Genomic DNA, 15,011 nt, shown 5'->3' on the forward strand with positions numbered 1-15,011 from the left:
GAAACGGGGACATGATGAGAGCGATACGACGCCGACTCCTCGGCGGATTCGCCATGGCGTTCACCTTCCTCATCGGCACGGCGGCCACGCCGGCTTCGGCGACGGACGTCCCGAGGCTCACCAACGGCAACAGCGGCCTGTGCCTGGAGATCTACGGGGAGTCGCAGAGCAACGGCGCCCTCGCCACCCAGTGGGGATGCGGTGGCGGTGCGCACCAGAGCTGGTACTTCAAGCAGGAATTCCCCTCGTCCCGCTGGCGCCTGATCAACAACAACTCGGGCAAGTGCCTGGAGATCGCCGACTGGCGCACGGACGACGGAGCACCCGCCCGGCAGTGGGACTGCACCGGTGGTGACAACCAGCTGTGGTACGCGATCGACTACCCCGACGACGGGACCGGGGCCATGGCCCTCGTCAACATCCACAGCGGCAAGTGCCTGGAGATCGGCGGCTGGAGCACGGCCTGGGGCGCACGCGCGAACCAGTGGAGCTGCCACAAGGGTGCCGATCAGCTCTGGAACGGCGTCCCGCGGTGGTAGAGCGGACCTCGTGAACCGGGCCGCGTCAGGGTCGGGGGCGGGCCGGGAACCCGTCGCGAGACCGGCCTGAGTGATGCGGCACGACCACGTGCGGGGCCCGCCGGCATGCGGCTCCGCCGGACAGAACCCAGGACCGGGGCCCGCCGCGAGGCGGGCCCCGGTCCACGTACGGGCGGGGGTTCAGCAGGCGCCGAGGTCCTGCCAGACGCCCCACTGGCCGGTGGTGCCGGGCTCCTCGCCGGTCGTCCACCACTTGGCCTTCCAGGTGTGGCCCTTGTGCGAGACCTGCTGGCCGCCGGTGTAGACGCTGGAGGACACCCACGGGGCCGCCGCGCACGAGGTGGCGCCGCCGGTGACGGTCAGGGAGAGGACCGCCGCGTGCCCGGCCGAGGGGCTCGCCCCGTTGACGACGATCTGGTACGTGCCGGAGACCGTGGCCGCCGTGGTGTTCACGGTGAGGGTCGCGGATCCCCCGGCCGTCACCGAGGCGGGGCTGAGCGTGGCGGTGACGCCGGCGGGCAGTCCGCCGACCGACAGGTTCACCGTCTGCGCCGTGCCGGAGGTGACGGCCGTCCTCACCGTGGCGGAGGTGGACCCGCCGGCGGTGACGGTGGCGGCGGCCGGGGTGGTGGTCACCGAGAAGTCGTCGGCCGGGGCGGTCGTCCCGCTGGTGAAGGGGGCGAAGACGTGCGAGAAGTCCCAGGTGTTCTGCTGGATGCCGGAGCAGTTGTCGGCGGCGGCGCCGCCGGCACAGCTGCCGTTGTCGCGCTGGAGCGCCCAGAACGAGAGGGTGTTGACGCCCTTGGAGACCGCCCAGTCGTAGACCGTGCGGGCGTTGGCCAGGGTGAAGGTCTCGGCGGGGCCGAAGTCGTCGACGCCGATCATCTCGGTGATGCCGACCATGCCCCAGAGCTGGGCGGGCGTCTTGGCCGGGTAGAGCTTGGCGAGCTGGTCGTAGAGGCCCTGGGCGGCCGTCTTGGTGTCCGCGGCCATGTCGTGGGCGGCGTTGTCGTAGTAGTCGAAGGTCATCAGGTTGACGACGTCGACCTTCGCGCCGTTGGTCACGGCGTTCTTCAGCACCGCGAGTCCGCTCGCGGCGAGGCCGTGGGTGGTCGTCGGCAGGGTGTACGAGATCTGGATCTGGCGGCCGTTGGCGGCGGCCCAGTCCTGGACGAGCTTGACGGCCTTGTTGCGGCGGTCGATGCCGGCGGCGTTGTCGAGGGAGTCGACCTCGATGTCCATGTCGAGCCGGGTGACGTCGTAGGTCGTGATGACCTTCTCGTACACGGCGGCGATCTGGTTGACATCGGTGCAGCTGTCGGCGATCTCGGTGCCGGTGGTGTCGGCCGTGTAGCCGCCGAAGGAGGGGATGACGTCGCCGCCCCGGGACTGCATGGTCGCGATGTCGGCGCCGAAGGAGGACGGGGCGACCGGCAGGCCGGTGTCGCCGTTCCAGTACGCGGTGCAGGAGCCCTTCGTCGCGGTCTGGAGGAACGCCATCGTCAGGTGCTTGGCGCCCGACTGCGCGCTGAGGGCGGCCGGGCTCTCCCCGGTCCAGGCCTCGAAGTACGGGGCGAAGACCCGGGCGGGGAGGGGGGCCGCGGCGGCCTGGGCGGGGGCGGCGGCGACGGCGCCGAGGCCGAGGGCGGCCACGGCGGTCACGGCGGCGGTGAGGGCCGAGCGGAGCGAACGAACGCGTCGTCTCATGGCAATCCAATGACTGTGGGGGGGTGCGGGGTGCGCCAACGCCGTTGTCGCGCACGACTGTTGGAGTACGACGTAACCCCTGCCACCATGACCGCGTCAATGGCCTGGACCAAACTTGGACTAGACCAATTTGCCGGTCGGTCGCGTGGCGCACCCGGCGACCACACGCGCGTACTGGAGCGATGCGCGTGACCGGACGGATCGGTCCGACGAGCCACGCGCACCCCTCGTCCGCCCCTCCTAACGCCCGGACCGGCTCCAGAACCCCCCGCCGCCTCCCGGCCGGGGCTCCATGGACCAGGCCCCGTCCGCCTCGACGACGAGGAGGCGCGGCCCGCGCGGGAGGTCGCCCTTCCCGCGCCCCCGGTCGCGTCGGCTGAACCGGTACTCCCAGTGGCCGCCCTTCCGGTGGGCCGCGACGCCGAAGTACCCCTTCTTGCCCTCGTCGCCCTCGAACCGGAACCTGACGCCGGTCTCGTCGCCGGTGTACGCCAGGACGTCCGGCCCGTACCCCTCCACCGGCCCGTCGAACGGACGCAGCGTCGACACCGGGCGGAGCCTGATCATCCACCGGCCGCGCGTGTCGACCCTCAGCCGCAACGGCGACCGGCCGTCGTGGTGCAGGACGCCCACCCCGCGCAGATCGTCCATGCGGCTCCTCATGACCTGACGCCACCTGCGCTTGCGGACGGTCAACGTGACGACGTCCAGGTGACCGGAGCCCTTCTTCACCACGTCGACGGCGATGAAGCCACGGGGGAGGGCGAGACCGGTCTCGACGTCCTCCTTGCCGTCGCCCTGGTACTCGAAGTACGCGAACTCCGGACCCATTTCGCGGGGGAGGGCGTTGAGGCGGCCGAGGGGCGCGGCGACGGGGGCTCCGGAGTACGGGACGGGGGCGCCGGCCTTCTCGACGGCGAGGGGCGCGGGGGTGCCCTGCGGGGGCACGGGGGCGACCTGCGGGGAATCGGCGACAGGGGCGGACTCGGCGCCGGGGGCGGGCGCGGTGACGGGGACCTCCGTCACCGGCTCGTCCTCGTCCCCCGCCTCGTCGTCCGACGCCGAGAAGCCGAAGTCCGTCGCCAGGGCCGGCAGCCCCGAGTCGTACCCCTGCCCCACCGCCCGGAACTTCCACCCCCCGTTCCTGCGGTAGAACTCGCCCAGCAGGATCGCGGTCTCCGTCGTCGCGTCCTCGACCGCGTACAGCGCCAACTGCGCCCCGGTGGTGGCGCTCACCGCCCGCACGTACAGGTCCTCGACCTCGCCGAACGTCCCGCCGTCGCAGGACGCCGCCACCACGACCCGCTCCACGGAGGCCTCGATCCGGCCGGGGTCGATCTCCAGCCAGTCCGCGACGACCCCGTCCTCGCCCTGGGCCTCCCCCAGGAGCCGTATGCCGCTCCCGGCGTGCTCGGGCTGGTTGTAGAAGACCAGGTCTCCCCGGTCCCTGACCTTGCCGTCCCCGTCGACGAGCAGGGCGGCCGCGTCGACCTTCGGCCCCTCCGGCCCACCGGACCGGCGGACGACGGCGACCCGCATCGGCTCGCCGCCGAGCGGAAGGTTTCCCCCCTTGATGATCTGTGTCATGCCCGCATCCTGGCAGCGCCTCGGGACTTCCGTCCCGTCGACCGCCGAGGCCGGCTGGGGCAAGATGCTCCGATGAACGTGAACAGCGAAGACGGCGTGGCCGAGGCCATCGAGCGGGAGCTGCAGTTGATGAGCCCGGCCGGGCGGTCGTCCAGGGCGCTCGCGGAGCGGCTCCTCGACCCGGAGTTCACGGAAGTGGGCAGCTCGGGGCGCAGGTGGGACCGCGCGTCGATGCTCGCGGCGCTGCCGGTCATGCAGGGTGCGTCCGAGGACGGCCCCCGGTTCGTACCCTCCGGAATGACCGGCACCGTCCTGGCGCCGGGGATCGTGCACCTGACGTTCGAGACCGTGCTCGACGGCAGGCGAGCACGGAGGAGCTCGATCTGGCGGAAGCTGGACGAGGAATCCGGGTGGCGGATGTACTACCACCAGTCCACGCCCGTGCCGGAGGCGTGAGCCGAGGGCCGGGTTCTGTCACCAGGGGCGGTAGGCCCTGAAGGGGCGGCTCCGTCGCCCCCTTGCACGGCGACGACCAGGTCGTCGTGGACGATCAGGTCGTCGACGGGCTTCTCGTGGTCGACGTCCTCCGAGTAGCTGCGCCGGTCTTCCTCCTCGCCGGTGGCGGCGTCGAGGCGTCCCGACGGCCCCGTCCTCCTTCTCCCCCGCGCCGCGTGGACGTCGTTCGTCGAGGCCGTCACGGCGTGCCGAGGCGTCACCCCCGGGAGGTCCCGCGGAACTCCCGGTCGAGGGCCCAGGCGTCGGCGACCGGGCCCAGGTGGGCCAGCTTGTCGGGGTTGACGACCGAGCGGATCGTCTGCACGCGGCCGTCGACGACGTCGAGGACCATGGTGTGGAGGACCTGGCCGTCGCGGTCGCGGAAGACCGCGCCCGGCTGGCCGTTGACGTCGTGCGGCTCGAAGGTGATGTCGATCTGGGCCATCCGGGGGAAGACCGCGGCGAGCAGCCTGGCCGCGTTGTCCGCGCCGGCGATCGCGCGGGCGAGCTGCGGGGCCTTGCCGCCGCCGTCGCCGACCATCTGGACGTCGGCGGCGAGGACGCTCCGCAGGCCCTCGACGTCGCCGCCCTTCAGGGCGTCGAAGAAGCGGGCGGCCAGTTCCCGGCGTTCGGCGCGGTCCGCCTCGAAGCGGGGCCGGCCGTCGTGCATGTGCCGACGGGCCCGTACGAGGAGCTGACGGCAGGCCGCCTCCGTACGGCCGACCGCGGAGGCGACCTCGTCGAAGCCGAAGCCGAAGACCTCGCGCAGCACGAACACGGAGCGTTCGAGGGGGCTGAGGCGTTCGAGGAGCAGCAGCGCGGCCATGGACACGGAGTCGGCGAGCTCGGCGGCGCGCTCGGGGTCCTCGTACGGATCGTCCAGGAGCGGTTCGGGGAACCACGGGCCGACGTACTCCTCGCGGCGGACGCGCGCCGAGCGGAGCACGTCGATGGCGATGCGGGTGACCGTGGCGGACAGGAACGCCTTGGGGGACGTGGGCGTGGTCGAGGAGGCGTCGTACCGCAGCCAGGTCTCCTGGACGGCGTCCTCGGCCTCGCTGACGCTGCCGAGCATCCGGTAGGCGATCGAGAACAGCAGCGATCGCAGTTCTTCGAACTCCTCGACCTTGCCCATGTCGCTCCCCGTTCAGTGGAACCGGCCGACTTCGTAGCCGCCGGCCGGCTGCCTGCTGATGATGTTCATGCGGGTGGCGGCGTTCATGAAGGAGACCAGAAGGACGAGGGCGGTGAGCTGCTCCTGGTCGAAGTGCCGGGCCGCCCGCTCCCAGACCTCGTCGCCGACGCCTTCGCCGCCGTCGGCGACGCGGGTGCCCTGCTCGGCGAGGGCGAGGGCGGCGCGCTCGGCCTCGGTGTAGACGGTGGCCTCGCGCCAGGCGGGGACGAGGGCGAGGCGGACGGCGCTCTCGCCCGCCGCGGCGGCCTCCTTGGTGTGCATGTCGAGGCAGACGCCGCAGCCGTTGATCTGGCTGATGCGCAGGGAGACGAGCTCCTGGACGGCGGTCGGGAGGGTGGAGTCCTGGAGGATCTTGCCGGCGGCCATGAGGTGCTTGAGGGCCTTGCCGGCAGTGGGGCTGGCGAAGAAGTCGAGTCGTGCGTCCATCGTCGTGTCTCCTCGGTTCGGTGCGGGTCCGGTGGGCCCACGTCCCCGAGACGAGACGGCGCGGCGTCCTGTGACACGGACCCCGGTGTGATCGAGGACGGCGGCGACGGACGCGTCGTCGCCGTGGGTGTGGGAGGTCGGCCGGGTGCGCCGAAGGCGTTCGGCGCCGTGGAGCTGCTCGCGGCGGCGGGCCCGTGCCTGTTCCTGGCGTGGGGGCGGTTCGGTCCCGAGTCCTTCGCCGCGTGAGCGCCTACGATCGGGCCATGGCCGCCTCTTCGCGTCTTTCGCTCTGGTCCCGGGACTCGTTCCTGTCCATCGGTTCCGTCGGTTCGACCCTCTCGATCGGCTCGGTCGGGTCGTTCCTCTCCGTCGGGTCGGTCGGCTCCGCCGCCTCGGCGCTGTCCGTCGGGTCCTGGGCGAGCGTCGGTTCCCTGCTGTCGGCGCGGTCGTGCTGGTCGGTGCTCTCGTACCGCTCCGGCCGGGGCGTCATGGCGGCGGGCGCGGTCCTCGCGGTCGCGGGGGCCGTCGCGACGACGGCGCGGCGGGGGCGCTGACGTCCCGCGGGCCCGGCCGGGGGCCGGTCTCCGCCGACCCCCTCCGAACGGTTCAGTCGGCCTGCGGCCGGTCCCCGCGTTCATCCCTGGGCGACGAGGCGCACCGCGAGGACGGCGATCAGCGTGCTCGACGCCAGTGCCGTGCCCAGGCGTCCCCGCGCACCCGTCAGAACCCGGCCGAGGAGGGTGCCGCCGAGGGCGAGGAGGAGCTGCCAGCTCGCCGAGGCGGCGAGGGCCGCGAGGACGAAGGCCGCGCGGTCGGGCAGGGTGTCGGGCGCCGAGGGGCCCGTGGCGAGGATGAGGGCGACGAAGTAGACCACCGTCATGGGGTTCAGGATCGTGATCCCCAGGAAGGTGAGGTACGCGCGGGCCGGTGTCAGGGCCGTACCGTCGTCGCGGGAGGCGAGGCCGCCCTTCCGGTACGCGGACAGCGCGCCCCACGCGGCCCGCAGGGCCAGCACGGCGAGCACCAGCGCGGACGCCCACCGCAGCGGGGTCGTCACGGGGGCGAGCACGGGGACGAGCGCGGAACCGCCGGCCACGGCGAGCAGGGCGTAGGCCCCGTCGGCGGTGGCGACGCCGAGGGCCGCGCCGGCGCCCGTGCGCCAGCCGGTGCGGGCCGTGACCGCCACGAGGTAGGCGCCGACCGCGCCGACCGGGATCGCGATGCCGTAGCCGGCGAGCAGGCCGGCCACCACCGCGGCCGTCACGCGACGGCGGGGATCGCGCCTCCGGGGGAGCCGGGCTGCTGCTGTCGGCGGTAGTCCGCGCCGTCCTTCGTGCGGGAGAGGAAACCGCCGGTCACGAGATGGCGGCGCAGCGCCGGAAAGTCCTCGTGCACGGCGCGCAGGGCGTCGTTGACCTCGGGCTCGCGGTAGGTCCGGTCCGCCTCGAAGAGGGTCGCGGCGAGGTGCGCGAGCAGCGCCTCGCGGCGGGCGGGCCGGCGCGGGATCGCCTTGAGGCGCCCGTCGGCGGAGAACAGGTCCGCGACGGGGCGGGGTTCCGCGACGGAGCGGGAGGGATGAGTGGTCATGCCCGAGAGGGTGACGCCCCGCGCCCCCGCCCCGCAAAGGATTTTCGCGCCGGCACGCCCTCGACCATGACTTCTTCTTCCGGACGTCCGGAAGGAAGTCCCGAGCGGCGGGCCGGCCGGTCCCGGCCCCCGCACGACGACGGGCCCGTTCGAGCGGGGCGGGGGCCACGTCACCCGCACGAGGGATCTCGACCGTGCGTGTCGGAGTGGACACGTTCCGTGCGGTAGGTTCACGCAAAACGGCCCCCGCCGATGGTTCGCACCCATCGACGAGGGCCTCGACCACCCGTGGAAGGCAACAACTCCCACCGTGATCTACCGTCACTTTAACGCGCCCCTGCGCGCCTTCAGCCAGCTCTCGCACGACCTCATCCGGCACCCACGGCTCGACTCCGACGCCGTTCGGATCCTGACCTGGCAACTCTCCCTCCCCCAGGACGCCCCCGAATCGCTCTCGCGCACCGCTCGGCGCGCCCGGATCGGGGCGTGCGCCTTCACGCGCGCCAAGCGACGGCTCAAGAAGGAGGGCTTCGTCCACGAGCGGCGGGTACAGGGCCCCGGAGGGCAGTGGTCGACCCACCAGATCGTCTCCAGCTGTCCGTTGACCCCCGAGCAGGCCGCCGAGCTCCTCGCCCGGACACCCGTCGCGTCGCCGCAGGTCACACCGAGTCCCCGGAAACCGGCCGCCGGTCAGCCGACAGCCCCGTCGACCGACGGTCATCCAAAGAAAGACCCAGAGGAAGACACCTCCCTCCTTCCCCCGCAGGCCGTCGAGGAGCCGCCTCCAGCAGAGTCGCCCCCTCAAGCCGAGGAGCTCCCCCCAGCAGAGTCGTCCCCCCAGGCCGAGGAGCCGTCCCCTCGACTGGAGGAGGCCCGCGCCCTCATCGGCGCCCTGCCGCTCCTCTCCCCCGCCCTCCGCCACGTCCCGCCCGGCATGCGCGACGAACTCACCCGCCTCGCCGCCCGCTGGCTCGACGCCGGCCACACCCCCACCGACGTCCACGCCCACGTCCAGCGCGGCCTGCCCACCGACGGAACACCCGTCCACCGCCCCGGCGGTCTCGTCCGCTACCTCCTGCGCGACGTACCGCCTCGCCCCTCCCCGCCGGTCCCGCGCGCATCCGGGGAATCGGTCTCCGTACGGCTCCGAGGAACCCGCGAGTGCGCCGGCGACCACGTCCAGACGACCCTCTTCCGGCCGATCGGCGACGAGACGCACTGCGCCGCGTGCGCCCCGCCGGGCGACCCGGGGCCCGTCCGACACGTGGAGTCCGGCGGCGGGCGCGACGACGGAGGTCAGAGGCTGCGGGCCGTGATGTCGCCGTACGCCGTGGTGGCCTTGACGCTCAGGCCGGACGTGCCGTCGTTGCGCAGGGAGTTGTCGACGCGGCCGTAGGCCGTGCCGGCGTCCAGGGAGGCGGAGACGCCCGCGGCGGCGCCGACCGTGATGTCGCCCTTCCGGGTGCTCAGGACGACCGTGCCGCCCGTCGCCTCGGCGATGCGGATGTCGCCCCGGGCGGTGCTGATCTCGGCGGAGCCCGTCAGCCGGCCGACCTCGATGTCGCCGTCGGCGGCGGTGAGTCGGAGGCTCGCGGCCTCGTCGATCTTGATCTGGCCGTGCGCCCCCTCGAAGGCGACGTCGCCGAGCCGTCCGACCCCGCGGAACTCGGCGGCGGCGGCTCCGGCCTCGACGCGGGAGCCGGCGGGCAGCTGGACCGTGACCTCGATGGATCCGGTGGTGCCGAGGACGCCGTTCCTCGACTTGGGGACCTCGATGCGCAGGACCCCGTCGGCGTAGGCGACTTCGGTGCGCTCGGCCGTCTTCACGTCACGGCTCCTGGCGGGGTCGGCGGGCAGGACCTCGACGGTGGTGTCGGTCCGGTCGGCGGCGATGAGCCGGATGCGGCCGGCCGGGACGGCGAGGACGGCGGCGATCGGGGCGGTGGTGTCGAACTTCTGCATGGTGCTGCTCCTTCGTCCGTGGCGGGCACTGGTGCGCCTCGCTGTTTCCGATGAAGGAAAAGCTACGTTGCGTTCGAAAGTTCAGCAAGTATCTCGTTGCACATAAACTCCGTCTTTGCAGGTCAGTTGAGGGATTTCATTGCAATGGTTGTGAGGTCGAATGCAACGCCTCCCTCCCTTCCGTTGCAATGGATTGCGCGTGAACGCTATGCTGGCGGCACCACGGACGACGAAGGAGACCACGATGCCGGGAGGCAGACTCACCCAGTCCGAGCGCCAGCAGATCGCCCTGGGACTGGCCGACGGCCTCGCGTACGCGGAGATCGCCCGGCGCCTCGACCGCCCGACCTCGACCGTCACCCGCGAGGTCATGCGCAACGGCGGGCCCACCGGCTACCGCGCCGACCTCGCCCACCGGGCCACCGAGCAGCGCGCCCACCGCCGCAAGCCGGCGGCGCCCCGGGAAGGGGCGGCCCCCCCGCAGGAGCACGGGCGCGACGCCGAGGCCGTGCGCGCGTACGAGGAGACGTTCACGACCGTCATGACGGGCTCGGGCATGCCCAGGATGATGGCCCGTGTCATGGCGAGCCTGACCCTCGCCGACACGGGCAGCCTCACCGCGTCCGAGCTCGCCGAACGCCTCCAGGTCAGCCCGGCGTCCGTCTCCAAGGCGGTCGCGTTCCTCGACGAGCAGGGCCTCGTCCGGCGGGAGCGCGACGACCGCCGCCGCGAGCGCTACACCGTCGACGACGACGTCTGGTACCAGGCGATGACGGCCTCCGCCCGGTCCATCGCCCAGGTTGCCGACACCGCGCGGCAGGGCGTCGCCGTCCTCGGTTCCGGCACTCCCGCCGGCCACCGCATGGAGAACGTCGCCCGCTTCCTCGACTACGTCTCCGAGAGCACGGCCCGGGCCGCCGAACAGGGCCGGGCCGTCCTCCATTCGAAACCCCCCGTTCCGGGGGAGACCGCTACAGCCCCAGGCGGTAGCGGATCTTCTTGACGGGTTCCGCCAGGTCCGGCTGCCGGAGCAGGCCGTAGTGGTCCGCGTCGAGCTCCACGACCGTCGGCGGGCGGGTGGACCAGCCCTCGGCGTCCTCCAGGAACGAGTGGTCGTCGCCCTCAACCGCTGTCCTCGATCATGTAGCGCAGGCGCTCCTCGGGGTACTCGGGCGAGAGCGGCACGTACGCGCCGCCGGACAGGACCACGCCCCGGACGCCCGTCATCAGGTCGAGCGACGGCTCGACGAAAACGACCCCGCGCCCCGGACCCCCGTTGCGACCGACACCCCCGCCGGGGCGGGGCGTTGCCCCCGCCCACCCCCGTTGTGGGCAATCGCCCCGGCGGAACGATTGCCCACAACGGGGGGCGCAGCCCACGACGGGGGCCGGCGGGCGCCGCTCATGGCGGGGGTGGTCGGGGGTGCCGCCCGCGAGGGGGGTGTGGGGTCAGCGGTAGATGAGGAGTTCGTGTTCGGTCGCGCCCGTCAGGGCGTACCGCGTCCGGACCAGTGGACGCCCCGCGTAGATGCGGATCAGCGTCGACGCGTCGCCGAAGAACCGCGCCGGCTCCCGGCCCTCGATCGCGTTGCCGAGGGACACCGGACCGTCGCGGTCGACCAGGTCGCCGATCAGGCGCGGGGTCTCCCGGCGGCGGCTCGTCACCGAGAGCAGCGGGAGCGCGAGGTCGAGCGCCGCGCCGCAGTACGCGCCGGGCTCGCCGAGGGCCTCCCGCACGTCTCCGGCGTGGACCCATTCGCCCAGGGCGACCGCGTCGAGCCTGCCGTCCTCGCGGCCCGCGATGACCGGGCCCGCCTCGGTCAGGCCGCGTTCCAGTTCGTCGAGGACGCGGCCGAGCGGCCAGTCCTCGCGTTCGGCGACGTCGCAGGCGTTGGCCTCCGGCAGGAAGACGCCTTCCTCCAGGCGGTCCTCGACGATCCGGACGAGCGCCGCCCCGCAGTGGGCGAGGACCTGTCGGACGGTCCAGCCGGGGCACGCCGTGCGGAGCTCGTACGCCTCCTCCGGCGTGCGCCGGAGGAGCGGCATCAGCAGGTCCCGTTCCGTCCGGAGGAGCCGGTCCGGGAGCCACGGGTCACGTTCGGTACACATCAGTAGCGGTAGTGGTCCGGCTTGTACGGGCCGTCGACCGGGACGCCGATGTAGGCGGCCTGCTCGGGGCGGAGGGTCGTCAGGCGGACGCCGAGCGCGTCCAGGTGGAGCCGGGCGACCTTCTCGTCGAGGTGCTTCGGCAGCACGTACACGCCCGTCGGGTACTCCTCCGTCTTGGTGAAGAGCTCGATCTGGGCCAGGGTCTGGTCCGCGAAGGAGTTCGACATCACGAAGGACGGGTGGCCGGTCGCGTTGCCGAGGTTCAGCAGCCGGCCCTCGGAGAGGACGATGACGACCTTGCCGTCGGGGAACGTCCAGGTGTGGACCTGCGGCTTGACCTCGTCCTTGACGATGCCGGGGATCCGCGCCAGACCCGCCATGTCGATCTCGTTGTCGAAGTGGCCGATGTTCCCGACGATCGCCTGGTGCTTCATCCTCGCGATGTCGGACGCCATGATGATGTCCTTGTTGCCCGTCGTCGTGATGAAGATGTCGGCCGTCTCCACCACGTCGTCCAGGGTGGCGACCTGGTAGCCGTCCATCGCCGCCTGGAGCGCGCAGATCGGGTCGATCTCGGTGACGATGACGCGGGCGCCCTGGCCGCGCAGCGACTCCGCGGAGCCCTTGCCGACGTCGCCGTAGCCGCAGACGACGGCCGTCTTGCCGCCGATGAGGACGTCGGTGGCGCGGTTGATGCCGTCGACGAGGGAGTGGCGGCAGCCGTACTTGTTGTCGAACTTCGACTTGGTCACGGCGTCGTTCACGTTGATCGCCGGGAAGAGGAGCTCGCCCTCGCGGTGCATCTCGTACAGGCGGTGGACGCCCGTCGTGGTCTCCTCCGTCACCCCCCGGATGCCGGCGGCGATCGTCGACCAGTCCAGGGCGGTGGACTCCAGGAGGGCGCGGACGACCGCCAGCTCCTCGTTGGACGCCTCCGGCAGGACACCCGTCTTCTGGTACTCCACGCCCTTGTGGACGAGCAGCGTCGCGTCGCCGCCGTCGTCCAGGATCATGTTCGGGCCGCCGGTGGGCGAGTCCGACCAGGTCAGGGCCTGCTCGGTGCACCACCAGTACTCCTCCAGGGTCTCGCCCTTCCAGGCGAAGACCGGGATCCCGGCGGCGGCGATCGCGGCGGCCGCGTGGTCCTGCGTCGAGTAGATGTTGCAGGACACCCAGCGGACCTCGGCGCCCAGCGCCACGAGGGTCTCGATGAGGACGGCGGTCTGGACCGTCATGTGCAGGGAGCCGGTGATCCGGGCGCCGGCCAGCGGCCGGGCCTCCGCGTACTCGCGGCGGATCGCCATCAGGCCCGGCATCTCGTGCTCGGCGAGGGCGATCTCCTTCCGGCCGAACTCCGCGAGACCGATGTCGGCGACCTTGTAGTCAGAGAAATCAGACATGTGCGACAACTCTCCTTGCGCTGAGGACGGTTCGGTGGATTTCCAGGGCCGCCGTCGACTTGTTGAGGGTGATGTAGTGCAGGCCCGGCGCACCCTCGTCGAGCAGCCGCAGGCCCGTCCGCGTCGCGTGCTCGACGCCGACGCGGTAGGCGGCGGCCGGGTCGTCCTTCGCCGCCTCCAGGCGGTGCGCCAGGTCCTCGGGGAAGGCCGCGTCCGACAGCTCGGCGAAGCGCCGGATCTGGCGCACGTCGGTGGCGGGCATGATCTCCGGGATGATCGGGGTGTCGCAGCCGGCGGCGGCGACCCGGTCCCGGAACCGCAGGTAGTCCTCGGGGTCGAAGAACATCTGCGTGATGGCGTAGTCGGCGCCCGCCCGGCACTTGGCGACGAAGTGCGCGAGGTCGGCGGCGGGGCCCTCGGAGCGGGGGTGGCCCTCGGGGAAGGCCGCCACGCCGATCCGGAACTCGCCCAGCGAGCGGACCAGTTCGACGAGTTCGTACGCGTACGTGAAGCCCTGCGGGTGCGGGGTCCACGCGCCGCGCGGGTTACCCGGCGGGTCGCCGCGCAGTACGAGCACGTCCCGGACGCCGGCGTCCGCGTAGGCGCCGATGATGGCCCGCAGCTCGGCGACGGAGTGTCCGACGGCCGTCAGGTGGGCGACCGGCCGGAGCGTCGTCTCCGTCACGATCCGCTTCGTGACGTCGACGGTCCGGTCGCGGGACGAGCCGCCCGCGCCGTACGTCACGGAGACGAAGTCCGGCTTGAGGGCCTCCGCGCGCCGGATCGCGTCCCAGAGGACCTGCTCGCCCCTGTCGGTCTTCGGCGGGAAGAACTCGAAGGAGTACGTGGGGTTCACAGGCGTCGGCCTCCCGCGTTGAAGTAGCTCGCCTCCGGGTGGTGGACGACGATCGCGTCCGTCGACTGCTCGGGGTGCAGCTGGTACTCCTCCGACAGCACGACCCCGATCCGCTCCGGCCGGAGCAGCGCGGCGATCTTCGCCCGGTCCTCCAGGTCGGGGCAGGCCGGGTAGCCGAGGGAGTAGCGGCAGCCCTGGTACTCGGTGCGGAACATGCCGGCCATGGACGCCGGGTCCTCCCCGCCGATGCCCCAGTCCCTCCGCACCCGGGCGTGCCAGTACTCGGCGAGGGCCTCGGCGAGCTGCACGGAGAGACCGTGGAGTTCGAGGTAGTCGCGGTAGGCGTCGGCGGCGAAGAGCCGGGCGGTCTCCTCCCCGATCCTGCTTCCGACGGTGACGACCTGGAACGCGACCGCGTCCACCTCTCCGGAGTCCTCGGAGCGGTGGAAGTCGGCCAGGCAGAGGCGGCGGCCCCGCTGCTGGCGGGGGAAGGAGAAGCGGGTCCGCTCGCCTCCGTCCTCGTCCAGGACGATCAGGTCGTCGCCCTTGGACACACAAGGGAACCAGCCGTGGACGACGGCCGCCTCGGCCAGGCCCTCGCGTTCGATCCGGTCGAGGAGGGCGCGCAGGCGCGGCCTGCCCTCCGTCTCGACGGTCGCGGCGTCCTTCAGTCCCCACTGGCCCTTGAAGAGGGCGGTCTCGTCGAGCCAGGGGGCGTACTCGGCCAGCGGGATGCCGGTGGTGACCTTCGTCCCGAGGAAGGGGGGCTCGGGTACGGGGTTGTCGGCGGCGACGTCGGAGCGTCCGGCCGGCTCGGGCTCGCGGACCTCCACCACAGGCTGCCGCCGGACCACGCGGCGCTGCTTGAGCGGGGGCAGTGCGGCGCCGGGCACGCCGCGCTTCACGGCCATGAGGGCGTCCATGAGGCGCAGGCCCTCGAAGGCGTCGCGGGCGTAGCGGACCTCGCCCTGGTAGATCTCGTGGAGGTCCTGTTCGACGTACGCCCTGGTCAGGGCCGCGCCGCCGAGGATGACGGGGTACGTGGCGGCCAGTCCGCGGCCGTTGAGCTCCTCCAGGTTCTCCTTCATGATCACGGTGGACTTCACCAGGAGGCCGGACATGCCGATGACGTCGGCCCTGTGCTCCTC

The 15,011-nt window shown here is 72.5% G+C and carries 18 protein-coding genes; 7 read left to right on the forward strand and 11 right to left on the reverse strand.

The genetic code is table 11. The annotated features are described in order from the left end of the window. Positions 1-11 precede the first annotated feature (11 nt). Positions 12-539, forward strand: coding sequence for an RICIN domain-containing protein (locus tag ACZ66Z_RS12470; RefSeq protein WP_469933914.1), 528 nt, complete (start codon positions 12-14; stop codon positions 537-539). 180 nt (positions 540-719) lie between these two features. Here the strand turns inward: ACZ66Z_RS12470 and ACZ66Z_RS12475 are convergent, their stop codons facing one another. Next, a complete protein-coding gene (locus ACZ66Z_RS12475; RefSeq protein WP_469933915.1) occupies positions 720-2,246 on the reverse strand; it encodes a glycosyl hydrolase family 18 protein in 1,527 nt (508 codons plus the stop codon). Positions 2,247-2,486: 240 nt separating this feature from the next. After that, a complete protein-coding gene (locus ACZ66Z_RS12480; RefSeq protein WP_469933916.1) occupies positions 2,487-3,833 on the reverse strand; it encodes a TerD family protein in 1,347 nt (448 codons plus the stop codon). 72 nt (positions 3,834-3,905) lie between these two features. Here ACZ66Z_RS12480 and ACZ66Z_RS12485 point away from each other — a divergent pair, with 72 nt between their 5' ends. Beyond that, positions 3,906-4,289: a nuclear transport factor 2 family protein gene (locus ACZ66Z_RS12485; protein ID WP_469933917.1), complete on the forward strand. Its 384-nt coding sequence runs from the start codon at positions 3,906-3,908 to the stop codon at positions 4,287-4,289. A 162-nt stretch (positions 4,290-4,451) separates the two neighbouring features. Beyond that, positions 4,452-4,631, forward strand: coding sequence for a DUF397 domain-containing protein (locus ACZ66Z_RS12490; RefSeq protein WP_469933918.1), 180 nt, complete (start codon positions 4,452-4,454; stop codon positions 4,629-4,631). On the opposite strand, the gene ACZ66Z_RS12495 is transcribed toward ACZ66Z_RS12490, so the two are convergent. Next, complete coding sequence (locus tag ACZ66Z_RS12495; protein WP_469933919.1) at positions 4,546-5,463, reverse strand: RNA polymerase sigma-70 factor; 918 nt, start codon at positions 5,461-5,463, stop codon at positions 4,546-4,548. The genes ACZ66Z_RS12490 and ACZ66Z_RS12495 overlap by 86 nt on opposite strands. Before the next feature lie 12 nt (positions 5,464-5,475). Further along, complete coding sequence (locus ACZ66Z_RS12500) at positions 5,476-5,949, reverse strand: carboxymuconolactone decarboxylase family protein (protein ID WP_469933920.1); 474 nt, start codon at positions 5,947-5,949, stop codon at positions 5,476-5,478. An 87-nt stretch (positions 5,950-6,036) separates the two neighbouring features. Between ACZ66Z_RS12500 and ACZ66Z_RS12505 the strand changes: the two genes are divergently transcribed. Together ACZ66Z_RS12505 and ACZ66Z_RS12510 are read left to right on the forward strand one after the other, a co-directional pair. Continuing rightward, the gene (locus tag ACZ66Z_RS12505) at positions 6,037-6,195 is read left to right on the forward strand and encodes a hypothetical protein (protein ID WP_469933921.1); all 159 of its coding nucleotides are present in this window, start codon (positions 6,037-6,039) and stop codon (positions 6,193-6,195) included. A 17-nt stretch (positions 6,196-6,212) separates the two neighbouring features. Then, positions 6,213-6,503, forward strand: a complete 291-nt coding sequence (locus ACZ66Z_RS12510; protein ID WP_469933922.1) for a hypothetical protein — start codon at positions 6,213-6,215, stop codon at positions 6,501-6,503. 80 nt (positions 6,504-6,583) lie between these two features. Here the strand turns inward: ACZ66Z_RS12510 and ACZ66Z_RS12515 are convergent, their stop codons facing one another. Together ACZ66Z_RS12515 and ACZ66Z_RS12520 are read right to left on the reverse strand one after the other, a co-directional pair. Next, positions 6,584-7,213 carry a LysE family transporter gene (locus tag ACZ66Z_RS12515; RefSeq protein ID WP_469933923.1) on the reverse strand — a complete coding sequence of 210 codons (630 nt, stop codon included), beginning with the start codon at positions 7,211-7,213 and terminating at the stop codon, positions 6,584-6,586. Next, positions 7,210-7,536: a DUF2087 domain-containing protein gene (locus ACZ66Z_RS12520; RefSeq protein ID WP_469933924.1), complete on the reverse strand. Its 327-nt coding sequence runs from the start codon at positions 7,534-7,536 to the stop codon at positions 7,210-7,212. Before ACZ66Z_RS12520 ends, ACZ66Z_RS12515 begins: the two co-directional genes overlap by 4 nt. 310 nt (positions 7,537-7,846) lie before the next feature. On the opposite strand from ACZ66Z_RS12520, the gene ACZ66Z_RS12525 reads away from it, so the two are divergent. Further along, positions 7,847-8,932: a hypothetical protein gene (locus tag ACZ66Z_RS12525; RefSeq protein ID WP_469933925.1), complete on the forward strand. Its 1,086-nt coding sequence runs from the start codon at positions 7,847-7,849 to the stop codon at positions 8,930-8,932. Here ACZ66Z_RS12525 and ACZ66Z_RS12530 read toward each other — a convergent pair. Continuing rightward, positions 8,833-9,498: a DUF4097 family beta strand repeat-containing protein gene (locus ACZ66Z_RS12530; protein WP_469933926.1), complete on the reverse strand. Its 666-nt coding sequence runs from the start codon at positions 9,496-9,498 to the stop codon at positions 8,833-8,835. The genes ACZ66Z_RS12525 and ACZ66Z_RS12530 overlap by 100 nt on opposite strands. Before the next feature lie 244 nt (positions 9,499-9,742). On the opposite strand from ACZ66Z_RS12530, the gene ACZ66Z_RS12535 reads away from it, so the two are divergent. Continuing rightward, on the forward strand, positions 9,743-10,501 hold the full coding sequence (locus ACZ66Z_RS12535; RefSeq protein WP_469933927.1) for a GbsR/MarR family transcriptional regulator: 759 nt from the start codon (positions 9,743-9,745) through the stop codon (positions 10,499-10,501). Between the two features lie 446 nt (positions 10,502-10,947). Here the strand turns inward: ACZ66Z_RS12535 and ACZ66Z_RS12540 are convergent, their stop codons facing one another. The 4 genes from ACZ66Z_RS12540 to ACZ66Z_RS12555 form a co-directional block, all read right to left on the reverse strand. Further along, positions 10,948-11,607 carry a maleylpyruvate isomerase family mycothiol-dependent enzyme gene (locus ACZ66Z_RS12540; protein WP_469933928.1) on the reverse strand — a complete coding sequence of 220 codons (660 nt, stop codon included), beginning with the start codon at positions 11,605-11,607 and terminating at the stop codon, positions 10,948-10,950. Then, a complete protein-coding gene (gene ahcY, locus ACZ66Z_RS12545) occupies positions 11,607-13,007 on the reverse strand; it encodes an adenosylhomocysteinase (RefSeq protein WP_469933929.1) in 1,401 nt (466 codons plus the stop codon). Before ahcY ends, ACZ66Z_RS12540 begins: the two co-directional genes overlap by 1 nt. Then, positions 13,000-13,863, reverse strand: coding sequence for a methylenetetrahydrofolate reductase [NAD(P)H] (gene metF, locus ACZ66Z_RS12550; protein ID WP_469933930.1), 864 nt, complete (start codon positions 13,861-13,863; stop codon positions 13,000-13,002). The genes ahcY and metF overlap by 8 nt, the downstream gene beginning before the upstream one ends. Further along, a partial coding sequence (locus ACZ66Z_RS12555; RefSeq protein WP_469933931.1) for a vitamin B12 dependent-methionine synthase activation domain-containing protein occupies positions 13,860-15,011 on the reverse strand: 1,152 nt, incomplete at its 5' end. The genes ACZ66Z_RS12555 and metF, both read right to left, overlap by 4 nt.

The sequence above is a fragment of the Streptomyces sp. NPDC107498 genome, from assembly GCF_055582805.1.